The organism is Enterorhabdus sp. P55 (genome assembly GCF_009911695.1).
Classification (GTDB): Bacteria; Actinomycetota; Coriobacteriia; order Coriobacteriales; family Eggerthellaceae; genus Enterorhabdus.
In genome coordinates this window covers 1-23,784 of the sequence record NZ_QWKK01000035.1, presented here as the reverse complement: position 1 = coordinate 23,784, position 23,784 = coordinate 1, and the positions used below count along the sequence as shown (strand labels likewise).

Genomic DNA, 23,784 nt, shown 5'->3' with positions numbered 1-23,784 from the left:
CCGCCCGACGCGGCCAGCGACCGCCGCACCGACGCGGCCAGCTCCGCCGAGGCCGTCACCACGCAGGCGCGCCGTCCCGCTGCCGCAGCCTCGCGCACGAGCGCCAGCGCCGCGTCCAGGGCCGCGTCCGCGTTGTCCGCCACGAGCTCCGCATCCGCTCGCACGCCGTCCCGCTCCGCCGCGCTGCGGCCATCTTGTCGAGTATCCGCCACCATCGCCTCTTCCGCTGCCTCGTTTTCCGTCCTCGTCATTGTATCCAAACCCCGTCCCTCCTCCCGCGCGACAGCCGCCGCGAGCGGGGCCGTCTGCATGATCGCTCGGCGGTGCGGGGTTCCTCGCGCGACAACCGCCGCGAGCGGCCGCCGCACAGCCCCGCCTCGCGAAGACCGCCAGCCTACCACGCGCCCCGCCCAGCGAAGACCGCCTGAGCCACGCGGCCGAGCGGCCCTCCTCGTTCGGCCTCGCGCCGTTTCGCATCCAATCTCGCGAGCTATCTGAGGCTCGTCAGCCCCGAGAACTGAAATCCGAGGCGCCACCATGCGAGAACCCCGGCGTTTCCCCAGGTCGCGCATATCGAAGCCCGCAAGGAGGCCGACAGCCCGCGTCAGGCCCTCGGACAACTCGCGAGATTGGATGCGAAGGCACCGCAGACGCACCCCGCACGCACCGCCGACGCGGCGGCCGGACGCACCCCGCCACGAACGCCCGTCACCCCCTCTCGCCCTGGCCCGCCGGCCCCGTTCCGGCCCGCCACGCGCGCTTCGCCGAGAGCCGCCCACGCGCCCAAACGCCCGCCGCTTGCCCGCTGCCCCATCGAGGCGCCTTGGCGTTTTCGGCGGGCTCCGCAAATTCTGACGGTTTTGCACCCGTCCCTCCGCCGTCCAAGGCCCCGCGCACGCCGCCCTCCGTCGTTTGCCCTGGTCGGCATCGGGCCTCCCACGCCCGAGCGCCCCTCCCGCGTCTCCCGAGAGTGCAAAACCGTCAAAATCTGCAGCCGGGGCCGAAAAACCGGAGGATCGCCGCTCCAACCCCGCCCCTCACGACCGCCGCGGGCAACGAATCGCCGCCCAACACGCGTCTCGCCGCTGCACCCTGCAGGCGCGGCGCGGTAGAATGGTCTGTCGCCTCGCGCCATCCCGGCGCCGGGCGCCCCACGATTGGAGACCCCATGTCCGACCCGACCTCCCCCACGCCCCCCTCCCCCGACGCCATCCAGGTCCGCGGCGCGCACGTGCACAACCTGCGCGACCTCGACGTCGACGTTCCCCTGCGCCAGCTCGTCGGCATCGCCGGCGTCTCCGGCTCCGGCAAGAGCTCGCTCGCCCTCGGCGTCCTCTACGCGGAGGGCTCCCGCCGCTACCTGGAGGCCCTCTCCGCCTACACGCGCCGCCGCATCGCGCAGCCCGGCCGTGCCGGGGCCTGCGAGGTGCGCCACGTGCCGGCCGCCCTCGCCCTGCGCCAGCGACCCGGCGTCCCCGGGGTGCACTCCACGTTCGGCACGTCCACCGAGCTTCTCAACCACCTGCGCCTCCTGTTCTCGCGCGTCGGCGCCCACCGCTGCCCGAACGGACACCTCAACCCGCCCTCGCTCAACGTGGCCGCCGAGCGCCCCCTCACGTGCGCCACCTGCGGCGTCGAGTTCTACGGTCCCTCCGCTGAGGACCTCGCCTTCAACGGCGCCGGAGCCTGCCCCACCTGCGGCGGCACCGGCGTGGTGCGGACCATCGACGAGTCCACCCTCGTCCCCGATCCCTCCCTCACCCTCGACGAGGGGGCCGTGGCCCCCTGGCGCCAGCTCATGTGGTCGCTCATGAGCCAGGTGGCCGGCGAGATGGGCGTGCGCACTGACGTCCCCTACCGCGACCTCACCGACGAGGAGAAGGAGATCGTCCTGCACGGCCCGATGGAGAAGCGCCACATCCTCTACGTCCCCAAGGGCAAGGACCGCGCCACCGAGCTCGACTTCACCTACTACAGCGCGGTGAACACGGTAAGGAACGCGCTTTCGAAGGCCAAGGACGAGAAGGGGATGGCCCGCGTGGCGAAGTTCCTCACCGAGGACACGTGCCCCGACTGCGGCGGCACCCGGCTCTCGGCGCGGGCGCGGGGCAGCCTCATCGACGGGCAAAGCCTCGCCGAGGCGGCGGCCCTCACGCTCGACGGCCTGCGCGCCTGGCTGCCCACGGTGGGCCCCGGGCTTCCGGCGGAGCTGCGCCCGATGGCCGAGGCCATCATCGCGGAGACGGCCGAGCCCCTCGAGCGCCTCGGCCAGCTGGGGCTCGGCTACCTCTCCCTCGACCGCGCGAGCGCGACGCTCTCCAACGGCGAGCGCCAGCGCGTGGCCCTCACGCGCGCCGTGCGCAGCCGCACCACCGGCGTGCTCTACGTGCTCGACGAGCCCTCCATCGGGCTGCACCCGGCCAACGTGGAGGGCCTGCTCGGCGTGATGGACGACCTCATCGCCGACGGCAACTCGGTGGTGATGGTCGATCACGACACCGCCGTGCTGCGCCACGCCGACCACCTCATCGAGATAGGCCCCGGCTCGGGCGCCGACGGCGGGCGCGTCATCGCAAGCGGAACGGTGGCCCAGGTGGAAGCCGACCCCGCCAGCCGCATCGGCCCGCTCCTCGCCGGCACGGCGAAGGTGCGCGTGCGCACGCCCGTCGCGCCGGAGCACGTCTTCGACGAGGGCGCCATCGGCCTGGAGACCAGCGCCCTCCACACCGTGAGGCCCCTCGAGGCGCGCATCCCGAGAAAGCGCCTGACCGCGGTCACCGGCGTGTCGGGGTCGGGCAAGACCACGCTCGTGCTCGAGAGCCTGGTGGCGGGCCTTCAGGCACGCATCGCCGGACGGACGCTGCCCGCGCACGTCGTGGACGTGGACGCGCCTGGCATCACGCGCGCGAACCTCGTGGACGCCACGCCCATCGGCGTGAACGTGCGCTCCACCGTGGCCACCTACTCCGGCGTGCTCGACGACCTGCGGCGCGCCTTCGCCCAGCTGCCCGAGGCGCGCGAGCGCGGCCTCAAGGCGGGCGACTTCTCCTACAACACGGGAAGCCTGCGCTGCCCCACCTGCGACGGCACCGGCCAGATCTCGCTCGACGTGCAGTTCCTCCCCGATGTGGACATCCCCTGCCCCGACTGCCGCGGCGCGCGCTACGGCGCGGACGCCTACGCCCTCCAGATGACGGTGGGCGGCAGCGCCGCGGCCGACTCCCCCGGCAGCCGCGCGCCGTGGGGCGCCGAGGTCACCCGGGACGCCACCGAACCGCAGCGCGCCCGCGACGACGATTCCGCGGCCGGCGCTGCCAGCCACGCTGACGACCTCGCCTCCGTGCGCACCCTCGCGCTGCCCGAGCTGCTCGCGCTCACGGTGGACCAGGCCCTCGAGGCGCTTAGCGGGCTCAAGAAGGCCCACGCCAAGCTCCAGACCCTCCACGACCTGGGGCTGGGCTACCTCACCCTCGGCGAGGCGACGCCCGCGCTCTCGGGCGGCGAGGCCCAGCGCCTCAAGCTGGCGAGCGAGATGCGACGCAGCCAGGCCGACGCGCTCTTCGTGTTCGACGAGCCTACCATCGGCCTGCACCCGCTCGACGTAGCCACCCTCGTCGCCGTGCTCCAGCGCCTCGTCGAGCACGGCGCCACCGTGGTGGTGATCGAGCACGACCTGGACATGATCGCCAACGCCGACTACGTCATCGACCTGGGGCCGGGCGGCGGCGCCGACGGCGGCCGCATCGTGGCCGCAGGCACCCCGGCCCAGGTGGCGGCCGATCCCGCCAGCGTCACCGGCCGCTACCTGCGCTCGGCGCTGGCGGGCCAGCAGGTGGAAGATGGCGACGCCGAGCACCAGGAGCATCGAGGCTGAGCGCCCGCAGCGCCGAGCCCGAGCAGGCTCCCCGCGCCCGGGGCCGGAGCGAAGGGAGCGCCCCCCCCCGCAGCGAGGAATCACGTGGTGCCCCACCACATGATTCCGCAGCAAGGAGGCGACCGAAGCCCTGCCCCGGGCGCGGGGAGCCGGACGGCCGGAGCCCGAGGCCCCGGGCCGCAAAGGCCGGAACAGGCCAGGACAGATCGAGAGGAGCCGAGAAGGCATGATCACCGAGGACGAGATAGCGCGGCACTGCTCGGCGCGCACGCTTCAGCGGGCGCGGGCCATCGCCGCGCGCGACCAGGACATCCTCACGCGCCAGTGCCGCTACGCGGGCGGCGAGGTGACGCTGTCGGCCTTCGTGGCCTCGAGCGCCGGCTGGTCTGACCGCTACCGCACCTCGGCGACGCTCGACGAGGCCGCCGGCGCGGTGATCGACTACTCCTGCACCTGCCCCGCCTTCCGCGGCGCGGACGGCATGTGCAAGCACGCCGCCGCGCTCGCGCTCGCCTACCTCGCGCGCCCCGACGGCTTCCTCGGCTGGCGCCCCGATGCCGCGCCCCAGACGAGCCCCGCCCTCGCCGCCTACCTCGACCGCGCCCGCCGCGCCTCCCACGAGGCGCTGCGCGACGCCGTGGACGTAGAGCTCATCTTGGGCTACGCCTACGAGAGCTGGACGGCGCGCTTCCGCGTCGTGGGCCCGCGCGGCGGCTACGCGCTGCGCTCGCTGGCGGAGTTCGCGACGGCGCTGCGCACGGGCGAGACGGTGGCCTACGGGCAGAAGCTCGCCTTCGCCCACGCGCCGGAGGCCTTCACCGCCCACGGCCGGGCGCTCGCCGGCTTCATCGCGCGGGCGGTGGCAGCGCGTAACCGCCTGGTCGCCCGGCGCGCCGGGCGCGAGGGCGGCACCGACCGCGAGCTCTTCCTCACCGAGGCCGAGGTGGTGGAGCTCATCGACCTGGAGGGCGGGCGCACCTTCACGCTCGAGGGCGGCGACGGCGTGCTCCGGCGCACCAACCAGGTGAGCGCCATCGACGAGGATCCCGCCCTCACGCTGCGCCTCTGCGCGCTCGATCCGGGCGGCTACACCATCATGCGCGACGAGCCGCTCGTGTTCGCGGCCGCCGGCGAGCGCCTCTACGTCGTCCAGGACGACCTGCTCTACCGCTGCACGCCTGCCTTCGCACGGTGCGCCGACTTCCTGCGCGCCGTCTACCAGTCCAGCGACGAGCGCCTCTTCGTGGCCGCGGCCGACCTGCCGCTGTTCTGCGCGGAGGTGCTGCCGCTGCTCGAGGAGCACCTGGACGTGCGTGCCCCGGCCGACATCGACCGCTACCGCCCCGTGCCCTGCACGCTCGAGTTCCGCCTCGACCGCGAGGGCCACGCGGTCACCATGCTCGCCCACGCCGTCTACGGCGAGGCGCGCCTGCCCCTGGCCGTGCCGCCCCACGCGCTCGCCACCGAGGTGGAGGCCGCCCACGGCGCGCCCGTCACCGTCGGCATCGCGGCCCCCGGCGCGCCCACCAGCCCGAATGCTCGCGCCGGCGCCTGGCCCGGCCCGACCCCGCTGCGCGACGAGGCCGCCGAGCGGCGCGCGTGCGACGTGCTCTCCGCCTACTTCCGCCCCGACGCCACCCTCCCCCTCGCCGACGGCGACGGCGTGGAGCGCCTGCTCTTCGGCGGGCTTTCGCGCCTCCAGACCCTCGGCGAGGTGTTCACCACGCCCGCCTTCGACCGCCTCATCGCCGATGGGAAGCCGCGGGTAGACGTGGGGCTCTCGCTTCACGGCAGCCTCATAGACCTGGACGTGTCCTCTGCCGACCTGCCGCCCGAGGAGCTCGCGGCGCTCTTCGAGAGCTACCGCCAGCGCCGGCGCTACCACCGCCTGCGCGACGGCGCGTTCCTGAGCCTTGAGGGCTACGACCTCTCCGAGCTCGAGCGGCTCGCCGACGACCTGGGGCTCTCTGCGGCCGACCTGGCCTCCGGACACGTGGAGCTGCCCGCCTGGCGCGCCTTCTACCTGGACGAGACTCTGTCCGACGCGCGGCGCGACGAGGGCTTCCACCGCTACGTCGAGCGCCTGCGCGCAGTCGACGTGACCGCCTACGCACCGCCCGCCGACCTGCGGGCCACCCTGCGCCCCTACCAGCGCGAAGGCTTCGGGTGGCTCTCGGCCCTGGCCGACCTGGGGCTTGGCGGCATCCTCGCCGACGAGATGGGCCTCGGCAAGTCGGTGCAGCTCATCGCCCTGCTCCTCGCGCGGGCCGAGGAGCTGCGCGCCGGGGGCGGCACGCTCATCGTGTGCCCGGCCTCGCTCGTCTACCACTGGACGGCCGAGCTGCGCCGCTTCGCCCCCTCCCTCACGGCCGCAGCCGTCGCCGGCCCCAAGCGCGATCGCGACCGCGTGCGCGCCCACGGCGCCGACGTGCTGGTGACCTCGTACGACCTCCTGCGCCGCGATGCCGAGGCCTGGGAGGAGCGCGACCTGGGCTGCGTGGTGCTCGACGAGGCCCAGTACATCAAGAATCAGGCCACCCTCACCGCCCGCGCCGCCAAGCGCCTGACCGCGCCGCTGCGCCTGGCGCTCACCGGCACGCCGGTGGAGAACCGCCTCTCGGAGCTCTGGAGCATCTTCGACTTCCTCATGCCGGGGCTGCTCGGGTCCTACGCGAGCTTCTCCCAGCGCTTCGAGGCCCCCATCCTCGGCCGCGAGGAGGAGCCCGACGAGGCCGAGGCCGCCGACGCCGCAGCCCGCCTGGCCGCACTCGTGGGGCCCTTCGTGCTGCGCCGCCTCAAGGCCGACGTGCTGCCCGACCTCCCTCCCAAGCTCGAGAGCGTGGTGGCCGTCCCGCTCCGCGGCGAGCAGGCCAAGCTCTACGCCGCCCACGAGCAGCGCCTGCGCGCCGACATCGCCGCGCCCAAGCCCAAGGATGGCCGCCGCTTCGACGAGCGCAAGGTGGAGGTGCTCGCCGAGCTCACGCGGCTGCGGCAGCTCTGCTGCGATCCGGCGCTCGTCTACGAGAACTTCCGCGGGCGCGCCGCCAAGATGGACGCCCTCATGGACCTCGTGGGCGAGGCGCGCGACGGCGGGCAAAAGGCGCTCGTGTTCTCCCAGTTCACCACGTATCTGGCGCGTATCGCCGAGCGGCTCGACCGCGAGGGCGTGCCCTACTACGTCATCACGGGCGCCACGCCCAAGCGGCAGCGCGTCGAGCTGGTGGACGCCTTCAACGCCGACGACACGCCCGTGTTCCTCGTGTCGCTGCGCGCCGGCGGCACGGGGCTCAACCTGACGGGCGCCTCGGTGGTCATCCACGCCGATCCGTGGTGGAACGCCGCCGCCGAGGCCCAGGCCACCGACCGCGCCCACCGCATCGGCCAGACCGAGGCCGTGAGCGTCTACCGCGTCATCGCCGAGGGAACCATCGAGGAGCGCATCCTGCGCCTCCAGGAGCGCAAGGCCGACCTGGCCGCCGCGGTCATCGGCGCGAGCGACGGCGTGTCGCTGGCCACGCTCACCCAAGACGACCTGATCGACCTGCTCACCGGCGACTAGCGCGCCGGCCGCCCGCCCCGCCTGACGGCGTCCGGCGCCGGGATCCATCAACGCACGAGGCGAGCCGCGCCCCAGAGCCCGTCAGCGCGCCGCGCTCCCGCCAGAACCCACGCGAGCCGCGCGCCAAGGATCGTGCGGCGCCCACGCACCGCGCCACTGCCACGTTTTCGCGCGAAAATGGCACTGATTGGCAGTTTGGTACGGTTCGCAGCAGCACTCGCGGACCCTGCGTCGACGTTTGCCCAGGTTGGCCCTAGCCGTAAGGCGCCAGAGATCGCGTAAGCGGGGGCTCATGGCCCCTCAGACCGTACCAAACTGCCAATCAGTGCCGCCTGAGGCCCAAAATGTGGCAGTCGCCCCGCCGAGGTGCCGCCAAGCCCCAGCCCGCGACCACGCACGACCCCGAGCGGCGGTCACCATCCCAGGGACGCGAAGTCGGCGTCCTCGTCGACCACGGGCAGCCCCGCCTCACGGAAGAGGGCAGCCGCCACGCCCCAGCCGGGAACGAGCGCGCCCGCGAACGTGCCGTCGTAGACGGCGCCCGACCCGCACGAGGGAGACCGCGCCTTGAGCACCGCGCCCGCGCAGCCGGCGGCCAGCGCCTCCTCCAGGCTGCGGCGGGCGCCGGCGCAGAAGGCCGCCGTCACGTCGGATCCCGCCGCGTCGGCCACGCGCACCGGATCACGCTCGACGATCTCCGCGGGCGGACGCGGCACGGGCAGGCCGCCGGCCCGTTCCGGGCACACCGGTACGAGCTCGTGGCGCGCGGCCAGCGCGGCCACGCGCGCGCAGGGCTTCGCCGCGCCGTCGTAGCGGCACGCATCACCCAGAAGGCACGCGCTCACAGCCAGGATCACGCGCGCTCCTCGAAGAACGCGCGCACCTTCATGAGGGAGTCCGCCAGCACGCGCTCCTCCTCGTCAGAGAGGGTGCCCAGGGCCTCGTCGACCATCTGACGGTGGAACAGGCGGTGCGCGCGGTACACCTGGCGCCCCTTGCGCGAGAGCGACACGAGCACGCGGCGGCGATCCGCCGTGTCGCGCTCGCGGATGAGATAGCCCTTGTCAACCAGGCGGTTCACGCAGATGGTGAGGGTGGCCAGCGTCACCCCCAGACGCGACGCCACCACGTTCATGGGATTGGCCTCACGATAGCCCACGGCATCGATGGTGTGGATCTCGGTGATGGTGAGGCCCTCGGTGAAGCGATTGTCGAGCGACTTCTCCTCGATGCGCAGGATCGAGTTGAACACCGAGGTCAGAAGATCGTCGATCTCCTCACGGCGTTCCTTGGCGCCATCGGCCATGAAGCGCTCCTTCCGTCTTCCAGGGCGTGCCCGACGCGTATCCACCAGGGACGGCCGGCCTCTCGATGAGCATTGGGGTAAGGTATGCTAACGCGTATCATGGTAGCGCATTTCCGCAGGGGCGCGGGGAAGAGCCTGCTAACGATCCAGTTGCGCGACGCCGGGGGAAAGGCGGCCTGCATCAGGTACAATGTCCCAGCTCGTCGGGCACGCCCGGCGGCAATCGCACCCACCATCCGCCGCAGCCGCCCCCGGGCGACGCGGCCCGAAAGGACACCCCATGCAGCGAGAGCAGTTCGGATCCCGCCTCGGCTTCATCCTTATCAGCGCCGGCTGTGCCATCGGCCTGGGCAACGTCTGGCGCTTCCCCTACATCTGCGGCGAGTACGGCGGCGCGGCCTTCGTGCTCATGTACCTGGTGTTTCTCGTTATCCTCGGCCTGCCCATCATGGCCATGGAGTTCGCGGTGGGACGCGGCTCGCAGAAGTCCATCGCGCGCTCGTTCGACGTGCTCGAGCCGAAGGGGTCGGGCTGGCACCGCTTCAAGTGGGTGGGCATCGCCGGCAACTACCTGCTCATGATGTTCTACACCACCGTGGCCGGCTGGATGCTCGCCTACGTGCCCAAGATGGCCTCCGGCACCTTCTCCGAGGCCAGCACCGCCCAGACCGCAGCGGCCTTCGACAGCATGCTCGCCAACCCGACCGAGCTCGTGACCTGGATGGTGGTGGCCGTGGCCATCGCCATCGGGGTGTGCTCGCTCGGCCTGCAGAAGGGCGTCGAGCGCATCACCAAGGTGATGATGGTGTGCCTGCTCGCCATCATCGGCGTGCTCATCGTGCGCGCGGTCACCCTGCCTGGCGCCGGCGAGGGCGTGCTGTTCTACCTGGCGCCCGACTTCTCCAAGATCTTCTCCGACGTGAAGACGTTCTGCGACGCGGCCTACGCCGCCATGGGCCAGGCGTTCTTCACGCTGTCCATCGGCATGGGCTCGATGGCCATCTTCGGCAGCTACATCGGCAAGGACCGCTCGCTCATGGGCGAGGCGGCCACCATCGGCGCCCTCGACACGGGCGTGGCGCTGGCCACCGGCCTCATCATCTTCCCCGCCTGCTTCGCCTTCGGCGTGGCGCCCGACTCCGGCCCCGGGCTCGTGTTCATCACGCTGCCGTCCGTGTTCGAGCAGATGTGGCTCGGAAATGTGTGGGGCACGCTGTTCTTCATCTTCATGAGCTTTGCGGCGCTCTCCACCGTCATCGCGGTGTTCGAGTGCATCCTCTCGTTCGCCATGGACCAGTGGGGCTGGTCGCGCAAGAAGGCGGTTATCTTCAACCTCATCGCCATCCCGCTGCTGTCGCTGCCCTGCGCGCTCGGCTTCAACGTGCTCTCGGGCCTCGAGCTGCCGGGCGTCGGCAACATCCAGTCCATCGAGGACTTCCTCGTGTCCAACAACATCCTGCCGCTCGGCTCGCTCGTGTTCGTGGCGTTCTGCGTGAGCAAGCGCGGCTGGGGCTGGGACAACTTCCTCGCCGAGGCCAACAACGGCGAGGGCCTGCGCTTCCCCACGTGGATCCGCCCCTGGATGCGCTTCGGCGTGCCCACGCTCGTCATCGTGATCCTCGCGCTCGGGTGGCTGCCCATCATCCAGACCTGGATCGGGTTGGCCTAGCGCCGTCCGCGCGGACGCTCGGCGCGCGGCGCGCGGTACGCGGGGCGAACGGGACGAACGGGGCGAATTGACGCGGAACGGCGCCGAAACTGCACGGTTTTTTCGACTTTGTGACGCCCGAAGTGCCGCAACGGGCGCTCTGGCAGACGTTTCCCCAGGTCGCGCTTGGCGATTGGAGAAAACGCGCCCTCCCAAGGCCCGAGAACGCCCCCACTCTGTCACAAAGTCGTCAAAACCGTGCAGTTTCGGCGCCTCCGCCGCAAGAGGATGCCCTCGACCGGGCCTCCGCCCGCGCTGGCGCGCCCAGCCCGCCACGCCAGCGCCCCCCGGCCAGGCGGCTCGGTCTCCCGCCACGCGAGCCCTCGTACCAGCGCCCGCCCCCCGGCCCGCCAGCCCGATCTCCCTCGCGCCAGCCCCAGCCGTCCGTCGCCCGCCCAAACGCCTACCAGCGCAGATCGCGCCCCTCGGCGGGCTTGAGCTCGATCTTGCGCGTAGCCGCCTCGGCGCGCACGAGCGTGACGGGAAGGCGCTGGCCCAGGCGGAGGACGCATCCGCTCTCCTCGCCGGTGAGCGTATAGCGCTGCGCGTCGAAGGCGAAGTACTCGCGCCCGAGGGCGCGCAGGGGAATGAACCCCTCGGCGGTGCACTCAAGCCGCGCGTAGAGCCCGTAGCTCGCCACGCCCGACACGATGGCGGGAAAGCTCTCCCCCACGTGACCGGCCAGGTACTCCGTCATCTTGAGCTCCTGCGACTCGCGGGCCGCCTCATCGGCCACGCGCTCCATGTCCGAGGAGTGCTCGGCGATCCAGGGCAGCGCGGCCACCTCCTGGTCGAACTTCTGCGGCCGCTTGGTGAGCGCCGCACGCAGCATCCGATGCACCACGAGATCAGGATAGCGACGGATAGGGCTCGTGAAGTGCGCGTACACAGCCAGCCCCAACCCGTAGTGGCCGTCGTTGACCGGGCGGTAGAGCGCGCGGCGCATCGAGCGCAGAAGCAGCATGGACACCAGCTCGCCCTCGGGCCGTCCCTCGCTTGCCGCCAGCACGTCCTGGAGCGCCCGCGGATCACCCGTCACGAGACGCGCCGCCATCTCCTCCCCAAACCAGGGGAACTCCTGGAGCACGGGCACAAGGCCGCCGAGCGCATCGGGCGCAGGCCGCTCGTGCACGCGGTAGAGGCAGGGGAACCCGCGCGTCTCCAAGAACGTGGCCACCGCCTCGTTGGCCAGGATCATCGCCTGCTCCACGAGCTCGGTGGCAGCCGTCTTGGCACGCAGGCGGATGCCGACAGGCGCGCCCTCCGCATCCAGCTGGACCTTGGCCTCGACGGTGTCGAAGTCAAGCGCGCCGGCCCGCGCGCGAACGCCCTGCCGCAGGCGCGCGAGCCGCGCCGCCGCGACGACGCGGGATGCGATGGGATCGGCGGCATCGGCAGCCGGCAGGCCCTCGCCAGAGCGAGGCCGGCCGTCAGGCACGGCGTCCGCAGACGCCGCAGTGCAGGCCGCACCTGCCGCCTCGGCATCCGACGCAGGCGACGACGCGGCTCCCGACGCCGCCGCGGCAGACGCCTCCTGCCGCCAGGCTCCCCCCTCGCCAGGCGCCTCGCCCGCCGCCTCGATCATCGCGAGGGCCTCGTCGTAGGTGAGACGCGCGTCCGAGCGGATGAGCGCCGGATACGCCTCGAACCGCACCAGGTCGCCCGCGTCATCCAGGTACAGGTCCACCGTCATCGAACGCCGCGCCTCGCCGGGCTTGAGCGAGCACAGCTCGTTGGAGAGCTCCTCGGGCAGCATGGGGATCACGCGGTCCACCAGATACACGCTCATGGCGCGCCGGCGCGCGTCAAGGTCGAGCGACGAGTTCCACTCCACGTAGTGCGACACGTCGGCGATGTGCACCCCCAGCCGCCAGAGCCCGCAAGCCTCCCCCGCCGCGTCGGCGTCCGGCTTCCCCCCAGGCCTCGGGCGAGACGTCCCGTCCGCCGGCACCCAGTCGAGCGACAGCGCGTCATCGAAGTCGCGCGCATCGGCCGGGTCGATGGTGAAGGTCACGCGGTCGCGCAGGTCGCGGTAGCCCGCGGCCAGGGCGCCCTCCTCGTCGAGCACAGCCACGCGGGCCTCCTCGAGCGCTGCGGCGGAGAACTCCGTCTCCAGCTTGTGCCGCGCCACGATGACGTCCACGCCCAAGGCTGCCGTCTCGGCCGTGCCGATGACCTCCTCCACTACGCCCGTGGCGGCGGTGTGGCGCGTGGGGAACTGGGTCACGCGCACGCGCACGAGGGAGCCGTCGGGCACCTCGGGGTGGTCGGCGCGCAGGGTGAAGATGTCGTAGGAGATGCGCGTGTCCTCGGGCACCACCACGCCGAAGGGCTCGGCCACCTCGTAGCGGCCGATCACCGTGTCGTGGGCGCGGTCGAGCACGCGCACCACGCGTGCCGCCGGCTTGTCCTGGTCGCGACGTCCCCCGCCTCGGCCGGATGCCCCGCCCCGCTCGCCGCGACGGCTGATGGGCGCCAGCTCCACCAGGTCGCCGTCGAAGGCCCCGCCCATGGCGGAGGCGGGCACGAAGAACTCCCCCTCGGCGGTGGAGACGAACCCGAAGCCGCCGGCCCGGGCCACGAGCACCCCGCGCGGGTTCGACCGCGGGGCGCGGCGCACATGCTTGCGATGTCGGGCCATGGAGGGGCTCCTTTCACGGAGGCGGACGATGGGGCGGCGCTGGACGGCGGGCGGCAGGCAGCAGGCGGATAGGCAACGGATGCGGCGGCGACAGGCAACGCGCGGCACGGCCGCACCCCGCGGCGGACTCCGCTGGCACAAAGGCAGTCGCGCCTGCGACACCCCTCGCGCAGCAGGCCCGCATCCGCGACGGCCCCGCGCGTCAGGCGCTGCAAACTGGGCAGAATCAACGGTTTGACGACACTTGGCGACGTCCAGCGCGCCCAATCGCCGCCCGGCAAAAAAAAAACGCGACCTGGGGTTTTACGACGCCGAGCACGCAAAGGCCGCACGAGAGCCCGAAAAAACGTCGTCAAGCCGTCGATTCTGCCCCGTTCGGACCGACGCGTCAATTCGAGCAGACGCCTCCGTTCGGATCGACGCGCCAACTAGGGCCGACGCCCACCGGAGGCGGCCAGGCCGTCGCCTCGGGGCGCCTATCCCCGCGCCACGAGCGAGTGCGCGGTATCGATGGCCACCAGGCGCTGGGTGTCGGCATCCTCCGTGGCGTCTACCATGATGTTGGGCACCACGCCCGCGCCGTTGATCTCGTGCCCGAGGGGCGAGAGGTAGTAGGCCGCCGTGTAGCGCACCGCACCGCCGAAGGTCAGCTCGCGCACCACCTGCACCGACCCCTTCCCGAGCGTAGTCTGCCCCACTACCTCGGCACGCTGGTTGTCCTGAAGGGCTGCGGCGAGCACCTCGGAGGCGGCGGACGTGTAGCCGTTCACGAGCACCACGAGCGGGGCGTCAGTCACCGTCACGCCGCTCGCCGTCTTGGAGGACACGCCGTCCACCGTGCGGATCTCCACGATCACGCCGCTCTTGATGAACAGGCTCGCGATGTCCACGGCCTGGGTGAGGTAGCCGCCGGGATTGTCGCGGATGTCGAGCACGAACGCAGTGGCGCCCTGATTGGTCAGGTCGGCCACGGCGCTCTTCACCAGGTCTGACGAGTTCTGCGTGATCTGGCGCAGGCGGATGTAGCCCACCTCATTCACCAGCTCGGTGGTGACGTTGACCTCCTCGTAGCGGCGGCACAGAAGCGTGGTGGTGAACTCAGAGCCGGTCTCGGCATCGAGGCTGATGGGGCGCATCCACGTGACGATGACGTTCGCGCCCTCATCCCGCGCGAGCGAGTTGACCACCTCGGTCAGCGACCAGACGCGGCTCGAGTCGCCGTCGATGGCCTCCACGAAGTCGCCCTGGCGCACGCCCTTGGCCTCGGCCTCGGAGCCCTCGAACACGTCAGCGACGTAGGCACGGCCGTTGTACTCGGAGAACAGCACACCGATGCCCGCGTAGGTGCGGCCCGTCGTCTCCTTGATGTAGCCGTTGTAGCGGTCCGGGTTGAAGTAGGCGGCATAGGGGTCGCCGGTCGCCTTGAGCAGGTCGTCGAGCATGGAGTAGGTGGCCTTCTCCAAATCCACCGCGTCCAGGCTGCTGCCAGACAGCAGGTCCTCCACCTCCTCCACCCGGGCGGAGATGGAGTCATAGGTGGACTTGACGTTCTTAGATGACGAGGTGGCCGCCGCCTCATCAGGCGATACGGGGAACCCGAGGGATTGCACGAAGGCCGTCTGGCTGCGCACCGCGAATCCCGCCGCGAAGGCCACGACCACCACGAGGAAGAACGCAAGGAGGCGCATGGTCCTGCGACCACGCGCCCGCTCCTGCTTCGTCAGGGCCGCGGCCTTGCGCTCGCGGCCCTTGTGCTTGCCGTCCTTGGCCATAGGTGCCCTCCGGAGCTACACCTTCAGGTAGCGGCGCATGGCGAACGCCGATCCGATGAGGCCGATGACCAGGCCCGCCGCCACGAGCGACAGGTAGATCATCGCGTAGGTGCCGCCGTCCACCTCAAGCGAGAGGAACGGCAGCGCCGCCTGGACGCGCGGGATGGCGGCCGAGCGCAGCGCCTGGAGCACCCCCACGGCCAGCAGCGATCCGATGAGCGCGTGCAGCGCGCCCTCCATGAGGAAGGGGCCGCGGATGAAGCCGTTGGACGCGCCCACCAGGCGCATGATGGCAATCTCCTTGCGACGCGCCAGGATGGCCAGGCGGATGGTGTTGTTGATGAACACGAGCGCGATGAAGATGAGCAGCGCGATGAGCGCGATGCCGATGTAGCGCACGTAGTTGGTCACCGCGAACAGGCGCTCGACGGACTGCTGGCCGTACTTCACGGCCTCTGCCGGGTCATCGGGGTTGTCGGTGATCGTGGGGTAGATGGACGTGGCGAGCACCTGACCGGCCACCGATTCCACCAGCTGCGGATCCGACAGCTCGATGTCGATGGAGGCCGGCAGCGGGTTCTGCCCGTCAAGCTGGTCGATGATGTCAGGGTTGTTCGAGGTGTTGCGGAAGTTCTCGAGCGCCTGGTCTTTGGTGGTGAAGTCGACCGACGCCACGCCCTCCATGCCGCGGATCTCCCCCATGAGCGCGTCGATCTGCGCCTGGTCGGCGTCATCGGCCACGTACGCGGTGATGGACACCTCGTTCTCGATGGAGGACACCAGGTGGTTGATGACGGTGCCGCCCACCAAGAACACGCCGATGATCAGCAGCGAGAGGAAGATGGTGACGATGGAGCCCAACGTGGTGGACAGGTTGCGGGTGAAGCCCTGGATGGACTCCTTGAGGAAGTAGAAGAAGCTAGACATCGAAGCCGTACACCCCCCGGTCCTGGTCGCGGGTCAGGTGCCCGCGGTCGAGCGCGATGACGCGCCGGCGCATGTTGTCCACCATCTCGCGGTCGTGGGTGGCGATGAGCACCGTGGTGCCGGTGCGGTTGATGCGCTCGAGCAGGTCCATGATGCCGCGGGACGTCTGCGGGTCAAGGTTGCCCGTGGGCTCGTCGCAGATGAGCAGCGGCGGGCGGTTCACGATGGCGCGCGCGATGGACACGCGCTGCTGCTGGCCGCCGGAGAGCTGGTCGGGATAGCTGTTGAGCTTCTCCGACAGGCCCACCAGGCGCAGCACCTCGGGCACCTGGGTCTTGATGACATGACGGCTCTTCCCGATAACTTCCAGGGCGAAGGCCACGTTCTCGAACACCGTCTTGTTCGGCAGGAGCTTGAAGTCCTGGAACACGCAGCCGATGTTGCGGCGCAGGTAGGGCACGCGCCAGTTTCGCATGGTGGTGAGGTCCTCGTCCGCCACGTAGATCTTGCCCTCGGAGGGCTTGATCTCACGGGTGAGCAGGCGGATGAAGGTGGACTTGCCGCTTCCGGAATGGCCCACGAGGAAGAGGAACTCGCCCGCGTAGATCTGCAGCGACACGTCGTTGAGCGCGGGCTTGTTGGGCTGGGCCGGGTAGACCTTGGTCACATGGTCGAAGGTGATGACCGGCGTGCCCAGGGGCGCGGAGGTCTCGTCAACCTCGAGCACGGGCAGCGATTGCGACAGCTGCGACGCCATCTGGGCGCGGCGGGAGTGAGCCCCCGAGCCGGCATGGCGAGCACGCGGCGAGCGCCCTTGGCTCGTATCATTGGTCACAGTTTGCTCCGTTCAAATTGTCGTTCATTACTGAGACCGTCCAATTCTAGCAGACGGCTTAAACGGCCAAGACCCTCTTCACAGCTTCAACAACGGCGGCGGAGTCAAGCTCGAAGTAGCGCAGCAGCTCCTCGAACTCGCCCGACTTGCCGAAGCGGTCGCGCACGCCCACGAAGGCCACGGGGGCCGGGTGCCGCGCAACCAGAAGCTCGGCCACCGCCGACCCCAGCCCGCCGATGACGCTGTGCTCCTCGGCCACCACCACGCGCCCCGTCTTGGCCACCGAGGCCAGGATGGTGTCGGCGTCGAGCGGCTTCACGCAGAAGGCGTCGATCACCTCGGCCGAGATGCCCGCGCCCGCGAGCTCCTCGGCTGCGAGCAGGGCCTCGCGTATCTCCACGCCGTTGGCGACGATGGTGACGTCGGTGCCCTCGCGCAGGACGTAGGCGCGGCCCATCTCCAGCTCCACGTCGTCCGCGTAGACGCAGGGCACCGACGCGCGGCCCATGCGCACGTAGACCGGGCCGGGCGTGGCCGCCGCCAGGCGGATGGCCGCGCGGGCCGCCGCGTAGTCGGCCGGCACGAGCACGCGCATGCCGGGAAGCCCCCGCATGAGCGACACGTCCTCGAGCATCTGGTGCGAGCCGCCGTCGGGCCCCACCGACACGCCGGCGTGGGTGGGGGCGATCTTCACGTCGAGCCCCGAGTAGCACACCGTGTTGCGGATCTGGTCGTAGGCGCGGCCCGTGCCGAACACGGCGAAGGAGCCGGTGAAGGCCACGTGCCCGGTGAGCGCGAGGCCCGCGGCCACGTCGATCATGTTCTGCTCGGCGATGCCGCAGTTGAACAGACGCTCGGCGAAGCCAGCGTCGGCGAGCTTCTTGGTGGTGGTGGAGCCGGTGAGGTCGGCGTCGACGGCCACCACGGGCAGGCCCTCGGCGGCGAGCTCGGCCAGGGTGACGCCGAGCGCCGCGCGGGTGGCCTTCTTCTGGGCCGCCTGCTCAGGAGTTGCGAGCTTTACCATGTCGTGGCCTCCTTACTCGCCGGCCGCTTGCAGCTCGGCAAGCGCGATCGTGAGCTCTTCTGCGTTGGGCGCCTTGCCGTGCCAGCCGGCCTGGCCCTCCATGAAGGAGACGCCCTTGCCCTTGACGGTGCGGGCGATGACGGCGTGGGGGCGGCTCCCGCCGGCGCGCTTGGCGCCGCCGAGCACCTCGACGAGGGCGCCCAGGTCGTGCCCGTCAACGCAGGTGACGTCCCAGCCGAAGGCGGCGAACTTCGCGCCTAAATCGCCCGGGTCGCACACGTCAGCGGTGGCGCCGTCTATCTGCAGGCCGTTGAGGTCGACGATGGCCACGAGGTTGCCCAGGCCGCGGTGGGCGGCGAACATGGCCGCCTCCCAGACCTGGCCCTCCTCGCACTCGCCGTCGCCGAGCAGCGTGAACACAGTGCCCGCCCGACCGTCGAGGGCAAGCCCCGCGGCGGTGCCGGCGGCGATGGAGAGGCCCTGGCCGAGCGAGCCGGTGGACACCTCCACCCCCGGGCAGAGGCGGCAGTCGGGATGGCCCTGGAGGCGCGTGCCCAGCTTGCGCAGGGTCTTGAGCTCCTCGCGCGGCAGGTAGCCGGCGTGGGCCAGCGTGGCGTAGAGCGCAGGCGCCGCATGGCCCTTGGCCAGGATGAACCAGTCACGGCCCTCCTTCTTCGGGTCGGCGGGATCATGCTCCATCACGCCGCCCAGGTACAGGGCGGTCAGGATGTCGGCGCAGGAGAGCGACCCTCCGGGGTGCCCGCTGCCCGCCTCCGCGATCATCGACACGATGTCGGCGCGGAGGGAGCGGGCCTCCGCCTCCAATGGGCTTGCGTCCACGGCAGTTCCTTTCCTCGAAAAACGCAACGGACTCATTCTAGCAAAACCGCGGGTCAGGGCCGCGATGATAGGCGGTATGCGACCGGCGCGCGGCCGCCGCGGGCGCGCGCTACTGCGAGGCGTGCCACTTGTGGTAGCCGATGACGAAGTCCTCCAGGTCACCGCCGAGCACCGCATCGACGTTGCCCGTCTCCACGCCGCTGCGCAGGTCCTTCACCATCTGGTAGGGGTAGAGCACGTAGTTGCGGATCTGCGACCCGAAGGAGTTGTCCATGCGCTCGCCGCGCAACGCGTCCAGCTCGGCGGCGCGCTTGCGCTCCTCCAGCTCGTAGAGGCGGGCGCGCAGCACGCGGAAGGCGGCCTCCTTGTTCTGGAGCTGGGACTTCTCGTTCTGGCAGGTGACGACGATGCCGGTGGGCTGGTGCGTCAGGCGCACGGCGGAGTCGGTGGTGTTGACGCACTGGCCGCCCGGGCCGCTCGAGCGGTACACGTCCACGCGCACGTCGGCGGGGTTGAGGTCCACCTCGATGTCATCGGGCATCACCGGCAGCACCTCCACGCTCGCGAAGGTGGTCTGGCGGCGCTTCTTGTCGTCGGTGGGCGAGATGCGCACGAGGCGGTGGACGCCGGCCTCCGAGCGCAGCATGCCGTAGGCGTTGCGGCCCTCCACCTGCACCACGGCGCGGTCGAGCCCGATGCCCTCGCCGGGCACCACGTCCAGGTCGGCCACGCGCCAGCCCTTGGCGTCGGCGTAGCGGGTGTACATGCGGTAGAGCATCTCGGTCCAGTCCTGGGCCTCCAGGCCGCCCTGGCCGGGGTTCACCGTGAGGATGGCGTCGCCCCCGTCGAAGCGCCCGGAGAACCACGAGGCCACCTCCAGCCCGTCGAGCATGGCGGCCAGGCGCCCCAGGCACTCCTCGCTCTCCTCGGCGAAGGCGGCGTCCTCCCCCGCCAGCTCGAAGGCGGCGCGGGCGTCCTCGAGCAGGGCGGCGGCCTCGTCGTACTCGGCGATGGTGTCGCGCAGGTTGGAAGCCTCCTTCGACACCTGCTGGGCGCGGGAGGCGTCGTCCCAGAAGCCGGGGGAGGCTATCTGGGCGTCGAGCCGGGCCAGGTCGGCGGCCTTGTCATCGATGTGCAGGAAGCCGCGCGCGTCCGCGATGCGGGCGGCGACGGCCTCCAGTTCCTTGGCGATTTCCTTCAGTTCCATCGTCTCTGCTCTTCTTCGGGGCGAATCGGATGGCGCGGGCCTACTGGTCCTTGCCGTGGCACTTCTTGTACTTGAGGCCGCTGCCGCAGGGGCAGGGGTCGTTGCGCCCCACGTTGGCGAAGGGATCGTCCCGGTCCTTCTCGTAGGTGGCCGGCTTGGCTGGGGCGGGCCGGGGCGGCGCGCCGGCGCCCGGGGCGGCGGCGCGGCGGGCCGAGGCGGTACCAGAGCCGGAGAGCGCCTCCTCGGGGCTTGAGTAGCTCATCGAGCGCTCGAGTGGGTCGCTCTGCTCGGGCAGCGGGGCGGCCGCGTCGGGCTTCACCGCTATCTGAAGGCGCAGGAGCGTGCGCAGGTAGTCGTCGTACATGGACGCGGTCAGGCGCTCGAAGGCGCCATAGGCCTCGTTCTTGTACTCCACGAGCGGGTCGCGCTGACCGAAGGCGCGCAGGCCGATGCCCGTCTTGAGGTAGTCCATCTCCTGGAGGTGCTGCATCCACTTGGTGTCGATGATGCGCAGCATGACCTGGGCGGACAGGCTCTCCATCATGGCGTGCCCCAGGGTGGAGGCCTTCTCGTCGTAGATGCCCTCGAGGTAGGCCGCCAGGGCCTCGTCCACCTCCTGGGGATCGTCGTCATGGTCGAGCGCGGCCAGGGAGAAGCCGCTCGTGCCGGTCATGTTGGCCGCCCACATGTCGACGCCCTTGGCATCCCAGTCGTCGCTCGGCAGGTTGGCGGGGCACATCTCCCCCACCACCTCGTCCACCGCGTCGGCGATGATGCCCGGGGTGCGGCCGGCCATGTCCTTGCCGTCGAGGATGGCGTTGCGCTCCTCGTAGATGGCCTTGCGCTGCAGGTTCATCACGTCGTCGTATTCCAGCACGTTCTTGCGGGCGGCGAAGTGCATCGACTCCACCTGGCGCTGGGCGCTCTCGATGGACTTGGACACCATGCCCGCCTGGATGGGCATGTCGTCGGGCATGTCCGTCTTCTTCATCATGTTGGAGATGGAGTCCATGCGGCTGCCGCCGAACAGGCGCATGAGGTCGTCCTCGAGCGAGAGGTAGAACTGCGTGGTGCCCGGGTCGCCCTGACGGCCGGAGCGGCCGCGCAGCTGGTTGTCGATGCGGCGCGACTCGTGGCGCTCGGTGCCGATGACGCAGAGCCCCCCGGCCTCGAGCACCGCCTGCTGCTCGGCGGCGCAGGTGGCGCGGGCCTCCTCGAGCGCCGCCGCGCGCTGGGCGTCGGTGGGGCGGTCGGGATGCGGGTTGCCGGCCTCATCGAGCTCGGGCGCGTCGGGGTCGAGCCCGCGGGCGCGCAGCAGGTCCTCGGCCAGCACGTCAGGATCGCCGCCGAGGCGGATGTCGGTGCCGCGGCCGGCCATGTTGGTGGCGATGGTCACGGCGCCGGCGCGCCCGGCCTGGGCCACGATGTGCGCCTCGCGCTCATGGTTCTTGGCGTTAAGCGTCTCGTGCTTGATGCCGCGCTTGTCGAGCAGGCGCGAGAGGCGCTCGGAGTTCTCGATGGACACGGTGCCGATGAGGCAGGGCTGGCCGGCCTCGTGGCGGGCGGCCACGTCGTCGGCCACGGCGTTGAACTTGGCGTCCACCGTGCGGTAGACCAGGTCGTTCTCGTCCTTGCGGATGACCGGCTTGTTCGGCGGGATGGCCATGACGGGCAGGTTGTAGATCTGGCGGAACTCGGCGTCCTCGGTCATGGCCGTGCCGGTCATGCCGGCCAGCTTGTCGTAGAGGCGGAAGTAGTTCTGCAGGGTGATGGTGGCCAGCGTCTGGTTCTCCTCGCGCACGAGCACGCGCTCCTTGGCCTCCACGGCCTGGTGCAGGCCCTCGGACCAGCGGCGGCCCTCCATGATGCGGCCGGTGAACTCGTCGACGATCTTGACCTCGCCGTCCACCACCACGTAGTCGATGTCGCGGTGGAAGAGGAACTGGGCCTTGAGCGCCTGCTGGAGGTGGTTGGCCAGCTGGCCGGAGGGATCGGCGTAGATATCGTCGATGCCGAGCATCATCTCGATGCGCTCCAGGCCGCTCTCGGTGGCGTTGATGGTCTTCTTCGCCTCGTCCATGTCGAAGTCGACGCCCTCCTTCAGGCCGGGCATCACGCGGGCGAACTTGTTGTACGTCTCGGCCGCCTGGGTGCCCGCGCCCGAGATGATGAGCGGCGTGCGGGCCTCGTCGATGAGGATGGAGTCCACCTCGTCGACGATGGCGAAGGCGTGCCCGCGCTGCACGCGCGAGCCGGCGCGCGTGACCATGTTGTCGCGCAGGTAGTCGAAGCCGAACTCGGAGTTGGTGCCGTAGGTGACGTCGGCCTGGTAGGCGGGGATCTTGTCCGCCGGGCGCATGCCGTTCTGGATGAGCCCGGTGCGCATGCCGAGAAAGCGGTAGATCCGGCCCATCCACTCGCAGTCACGCCGAGCCAGGTAGTCGTTGACGGTGACGATGTGCACGTTGTCGCCGGGGATGGCGTTGAGGTAGCCGGCCAGGGTGGAGACGAGCGTCTTGCCCTCGCCGGTCTTCATCTCCGCGATCTGCCCCTCGTGCAGGGCCATGCCGCCGATGAGCTGCACGTCGAAGTGGCGCAGCCCGATGGTGCGCACGCTCGCCTCGCGCACGGCGGCGAAGGCCTCGGGCAGCAGGTCGTCAAGGCTCTCGCCGGCGGCAAAGCGCGCGCGGAACTGCTCGGTCAGGCCCGCCAGCTCCTCGTCGGAGAGGGCCTGCATGGACGGCTCGAGGCCGTTGATCTTCTGCACCATGGCCTCGTAGCGCTTGAGCTGCTTGCCCTCGCCGAGGGTGAGCAGCTTGGAAAGAAATCCCATGGAAGGTCTCGTCTTTCTCTCGATGATGTCGGCCGAGTGCGGCGGCGCGAACACGCCATCGCACAAGTACAAGCACTTTAGCATAGGCGTTGCCCCCGAAGTGCGAATTACACAGTGCCAACAGGGAAGACGCCGGGAAGGGCCCGGCCGTGGCGCGGGGCGCGGCAAGGTCAAGCCAAAGGAGGAGCGAGACCTCGGCTCGCGCGACGACGCGTCGAGCGGAGCCCCGCGCCACGGCCGCCCTGCGCTCGGCCTCACACCTCCACCTCCTCCTCGATGACGGCGCGGTAGAGCTCGACGATGCGCGGGGACGGGTCGATGCCCAGCTCCTCGGCCAAGTAGGCCCGGCAGGCGAAGTACGTCTCCAAGGCCGCGGCGCGCTGGCCTGCGGCTATCTGCGCCTGCATCTGGGCCGCGTAGGCGTCCTCCCGGCTCGAGTCACGGCGCAGGGCCTCGCGGGCGAACCAGAGCGCGCCGCGCACCTCCCCCGCCTCGACCAGGCGCTCGGACGCCGCTACCAGGGCATCGGCCAGCTCGGTGCGGTAGCGCAGGCGCAGCGAGTCCACGAGGGCGGAATCGTGCTCGCAGGGCAGCAGGTCGTCGGCGTAGTCGCCGCACACCTGGGAGTAGAGCTCCTCCCAGGTGTCCAGCTGGGCGCGGTTGAACAGCAGCTTGCGGCAGAGGGCCTCGAAGCGCCCGACATCGCTCTCCACCAGGCGCCCGTCGAGCCGACAGCCGTAGTCGTCGGCCAGAAGGTAGGGGCAGCTGCCGTCCACCGCCAGCGCGCGGGCGAGCGCCGACCAGGTGGAGCTGAGGTTCTTGCGCGCCGTCTTGGGGTCGCTGTCGGGCCAGAGCGCCTCGGCCAAGCGGTCGCGCGGCAGCTCCCCGCCGCGGCGCAGGACGAGGACGGCCAGCAGCGTCTTGGCCTTGCGCCGCGCGATGACGCTGCTCGTCACGGGGACGTCGCCTATGCGCACGGACAGCCCGCCGAACAGATCGACGTGCAAGACAGGCGGCATGGCCTGGGGCGATGGCGCGGTGGCAGGGCGCGTGCGGCGATCCTCGCGGAAGGGGTCGGGGTGCGCGCGGCGCCAGGCCGCCGAGCGCCGGTCGCCCGTGGCGCGGGCGTGGAGGTGGGCGGCTCGCTCCTCCCGATCGCGCACCTCGGCGGCGCGCAGGGCGCCCACGAGCTCGACCGAGGGGGCGAGCCTCCCCAGGGCGGAGAGCCTCGTCGTCAGCGGCTCGAGCCCGGCCCCGG

General features: G+C 71.0%; 15 protein-coding genes. 3 read left to right on the top strand and 12 right to left on the bottom strand.

The window, feature by feature from the left end:
• Window positions 1-251, bottom strand: a 251-nt coding sequence (locus tag D1643_RS05200) for a hypothetical protein (protein ID WP_160709327.1), incomplete at its 3' end; no start/stop codon positions are given.
• Between the two features lie 917 nt (window positions 252-1,168).
• Between D1643_RS05200 and D1643_RS05195 the strand changes: the two genes are divergently transcribed.
• Both D1643_RS05195 and D1643_RS05190 read left to right on the top strand, forming a co-directional pair.
• Complete coding sequence (locus D1643_RS05195) at window positions 1,169-3,874, top strand: excinuclease ABC subunit UvrA (protein WP_160709325.1); 2,706 nt, start codon at window positions 1,169-1,171, stop codon at window positions 3,872-3,874.
• Between the two features lie 226 nt (window positions 3,875-4,100).
• Entirely contained in the window at window positions 4,101-7,433 is a 3,333-nt protein-coding gene (locus D1643_RS05190) for a DEAD/DEAH box helicase (RefSeq protein ID WP_160709323.1), read from the top strand.
• A gap of 413 nt (window positions 7,434-7,846) precedes the next feature.
• On the opposite strand, the gene D1643_RS05185 is transcribed toward D1643_RS05190, so the two are convergent.
• Window positions 7,847-8,290, bottom strand: coding sequence for a DUF523 domain-containing protein (locus D1643_RS05185; RefSeq protein ID WP_160709321.1), 444 nt, complete (start codon window positions 8,288-8,290; stop codon window positions 7,847-7,849).
• Complete coding sequence (locus D1643_RS05180; protein WP_160709319.1) at window positions 8,287-8,739, bottom strand: MarR family winged helix-turn-helix transcriptional regulator; 453 nt, start codon at window positions 8,737-8,739, stop codon at window positions 8,287-8,289. The genes D1643_RS05185 and D1643_RS05180 overlap by 4 nt, the downstream gene beginning before the upstream one ends.
• 280 nt (window positions 8,740-9,019) lie before the next feature.
• On the opposite strand from D1643_RS05180, the gene D1643_RS05175 reads away from it, so the two are divergent.
• Window positions 9,020-10,408: a sodium-dependent transporter gene (locus D1643_RS05175; protein WP_160709317.1), complete on the top strand. Its 1,389-nt coding sequence runs from the start codon at window positions 9,020-9,022 to the stop codon at window positions 10,406-10,408.
• 442 nt (window positions 10,409-10,850) lie between these two features.
• Here the strand turns inward: D1643_RS05175 and D1643_RS05170 are convergent, their stop codons facing one another.
• The 9 genes from D1643_RS05170 to D1643_RS05130 all read right to left on the bottom strand — a co-directional run.
• Complete coding sequence (locus D1643_RS05170; protein ID WP_160709315.1) at window positions 10,851-13,088, bottom strand: ribonuclease R family protein; 2,238 nt, start codon at window positions 13,086-13,088, stop codon at window positions 10,851-10,853.
• A gap of 476 nt (window positions 13,089-13,564) precedes the next feature.
• Window positions 13,565-14,860: a S41 family peptidase gene (locus D1643_RS05165; protein ID WP_160709313.1), complete on the bottom strand. Its 1,296-nt coding sequence runs from the start codon at window positions 14,858-14,860 to the stop codon at window positions 13,565-13,567.
• A 15-nt stretch (window positions 14,861-14,875) separates the two neighbouring features.
• Window positions 14,876-15,787 carry a permease-like cell division protein FtsX gene (ftsX, locus tag D1643_RS05160; protein ID WP_160709311.1) on the bottom strand — a complete coding sequence of 304 codons (912 nt, stop codon included), beginning with the start codon at window positions 15,785-15,787 and terminating at the stop codon, window positions 14,876-14,878.
• A complete protein-coding gene (gene ftsE, locus D1643_RS05155; RefSeq protein ID WP_370520296.1) occupies window positions 15,780-16,622 on the bottom strand; it encodes a cell division ATP-binding protein FtsE in 843 nt (280 codons plus the stop codon). Before ftsE ends, ftsX begins: the two co-directional genes overlap by 8 nt.
• Window positions 16,623-16,680: 58 nt before the next feature.
• Window positions 16,681-17,646 carry a transketolase family protein gene (locus D1643_RS05150; protein ID WP_160709309.1) on the bottom strand — a complete coding sequence of 322 codons (966 nt, stop codon included), beginning with the start codon at window positions 17,644-17,646 and terminating at the stop codon, window positions 16,681-16,683.
• A gap of 12 nt (window positions 17,647-17,658) precedes the next feature.
• Complete coding sequence (locus D1643_RS05145; protein WP_370520295.1) at window positions 17,659-18,486, bottom strand: transketolase; 828 nt, start codon at window positions 18,484-18,486, stop codon at window positions 17,659-17,661.
• 109 nt (window positions 18,487-18,595) lie between these two features.
• Complete coding sequence (gene prfB / locus D1643_RS05140; RefSeq protein ID WP_160709305.1) at window positions 18,596-19,693, bottom strand: peptide chain release factor 2; 1,098 nt, start codon at window positions 19,691-19,693, stop codon at window positions 18,596-18,598.
• A gap of 40 nt (window positions 19,694-19,733) precedes the next feature.
• The gene (gene secA, locus D1643_RS05135) at window positions 19,734-22,526 is read right to left on the bottom strand and encodes a preprotein translocase subunit SecA (RefSeq protein WP_160709303.1); all 2,793 of its coding nucleotides are present in this window, start codon (window positions 22,524-22,526) and stop codon (window positions 19,734-19,736) included.
• A 254-nt stretch (window positions 22,527-22,780) separates the two neighbouring features.
• A partial coding sequence (locus tag D1643_RS05130) for a BTAD domain-containing putative transcriptional regulator (RefSeq protein WP_305038649.1) occupies window positions 22,781-23,784 on the bottom strand: 1,004 nt, incomplete at its 5' end.

What these genes read in the sequence shown, in the direction of transcription:
- prfB (WP_160709305.1), bottom strand. Translation starts at nt 19,693, where the DNA reads ATGGAACTGAAGGAAATCGCCAAGGAACTGGAGGCCGTCGCCGCCCGC.
- secA (WP_160709303.1), bottom strand. Translation starts at nt 22,526, where the DNA reads ATGGGATTTCTTTCCAAGCTGCTCACCCTCGGCGAGGGCAAGCAGCTC.
- ftsX (WP_160709311.1), bottom strand. Translation starts at nt 15,787, where the DNA reads ATGTCTAGCTTCTTCTACTTCCTCAAGGAGTCCATCCAGGGCTTCACC.
- D1643_RS05175 (WP_160709317.1), top strand. Translation starts at nt 9,020, where the DNA reads ATGCAGCGAGAGCAGTTCGGATCCCGCCTCGGCTTCATCCTTATCAGC.
- D1643_RS05180 (WP_160709319.1), bottom strand. Translation starts at nt 8,739, where the DNA reads ATGGCCGATGGCGCCAAGGAACGCCGTGAGGAGATCGACGATCTTCTG.
- D1643_RS05195 (WP_160709325.1), top strand. Translation starts at nt 1,169, where the DNA reads ATGTCCGACCCGACCTCCCCCACGCCCCCCTCCCCCGACGCCATCCAG.
- D1643_RS05170 (WP_160709315.1), bottom strand. Translation starts at nt 13,088, where the DNA reads ATGGCCCGACATCGCAAGCATGTGCGCCGCGCCCCGCGGTCGAACCCG.
- D1643_RS05165 (WP_160709313.1), bottom strand. Translation starts at nt 14,860, where the DNA reads ATGGCCAAGGACGGCAAGCACAAGGGCCGCGAGCGCAAGGCCGCGGCC.
- D1643_RS05150 (WP_160709309.1), bottom strand. Translation starts at nt 17,646, where the DNA reads ATGGTAAAGCTCGCAACTCCTGAGCAGGCGGCCCAGAAGAAGGCCACC.
- D1643_RS05190 (WP_160709323.1), top strand. Translation starts at nt 4,101, where the DNA reads ATGATCACCGAGGACGAGATAGCGCGGCACTGCTCGGCGCGCACGCTT.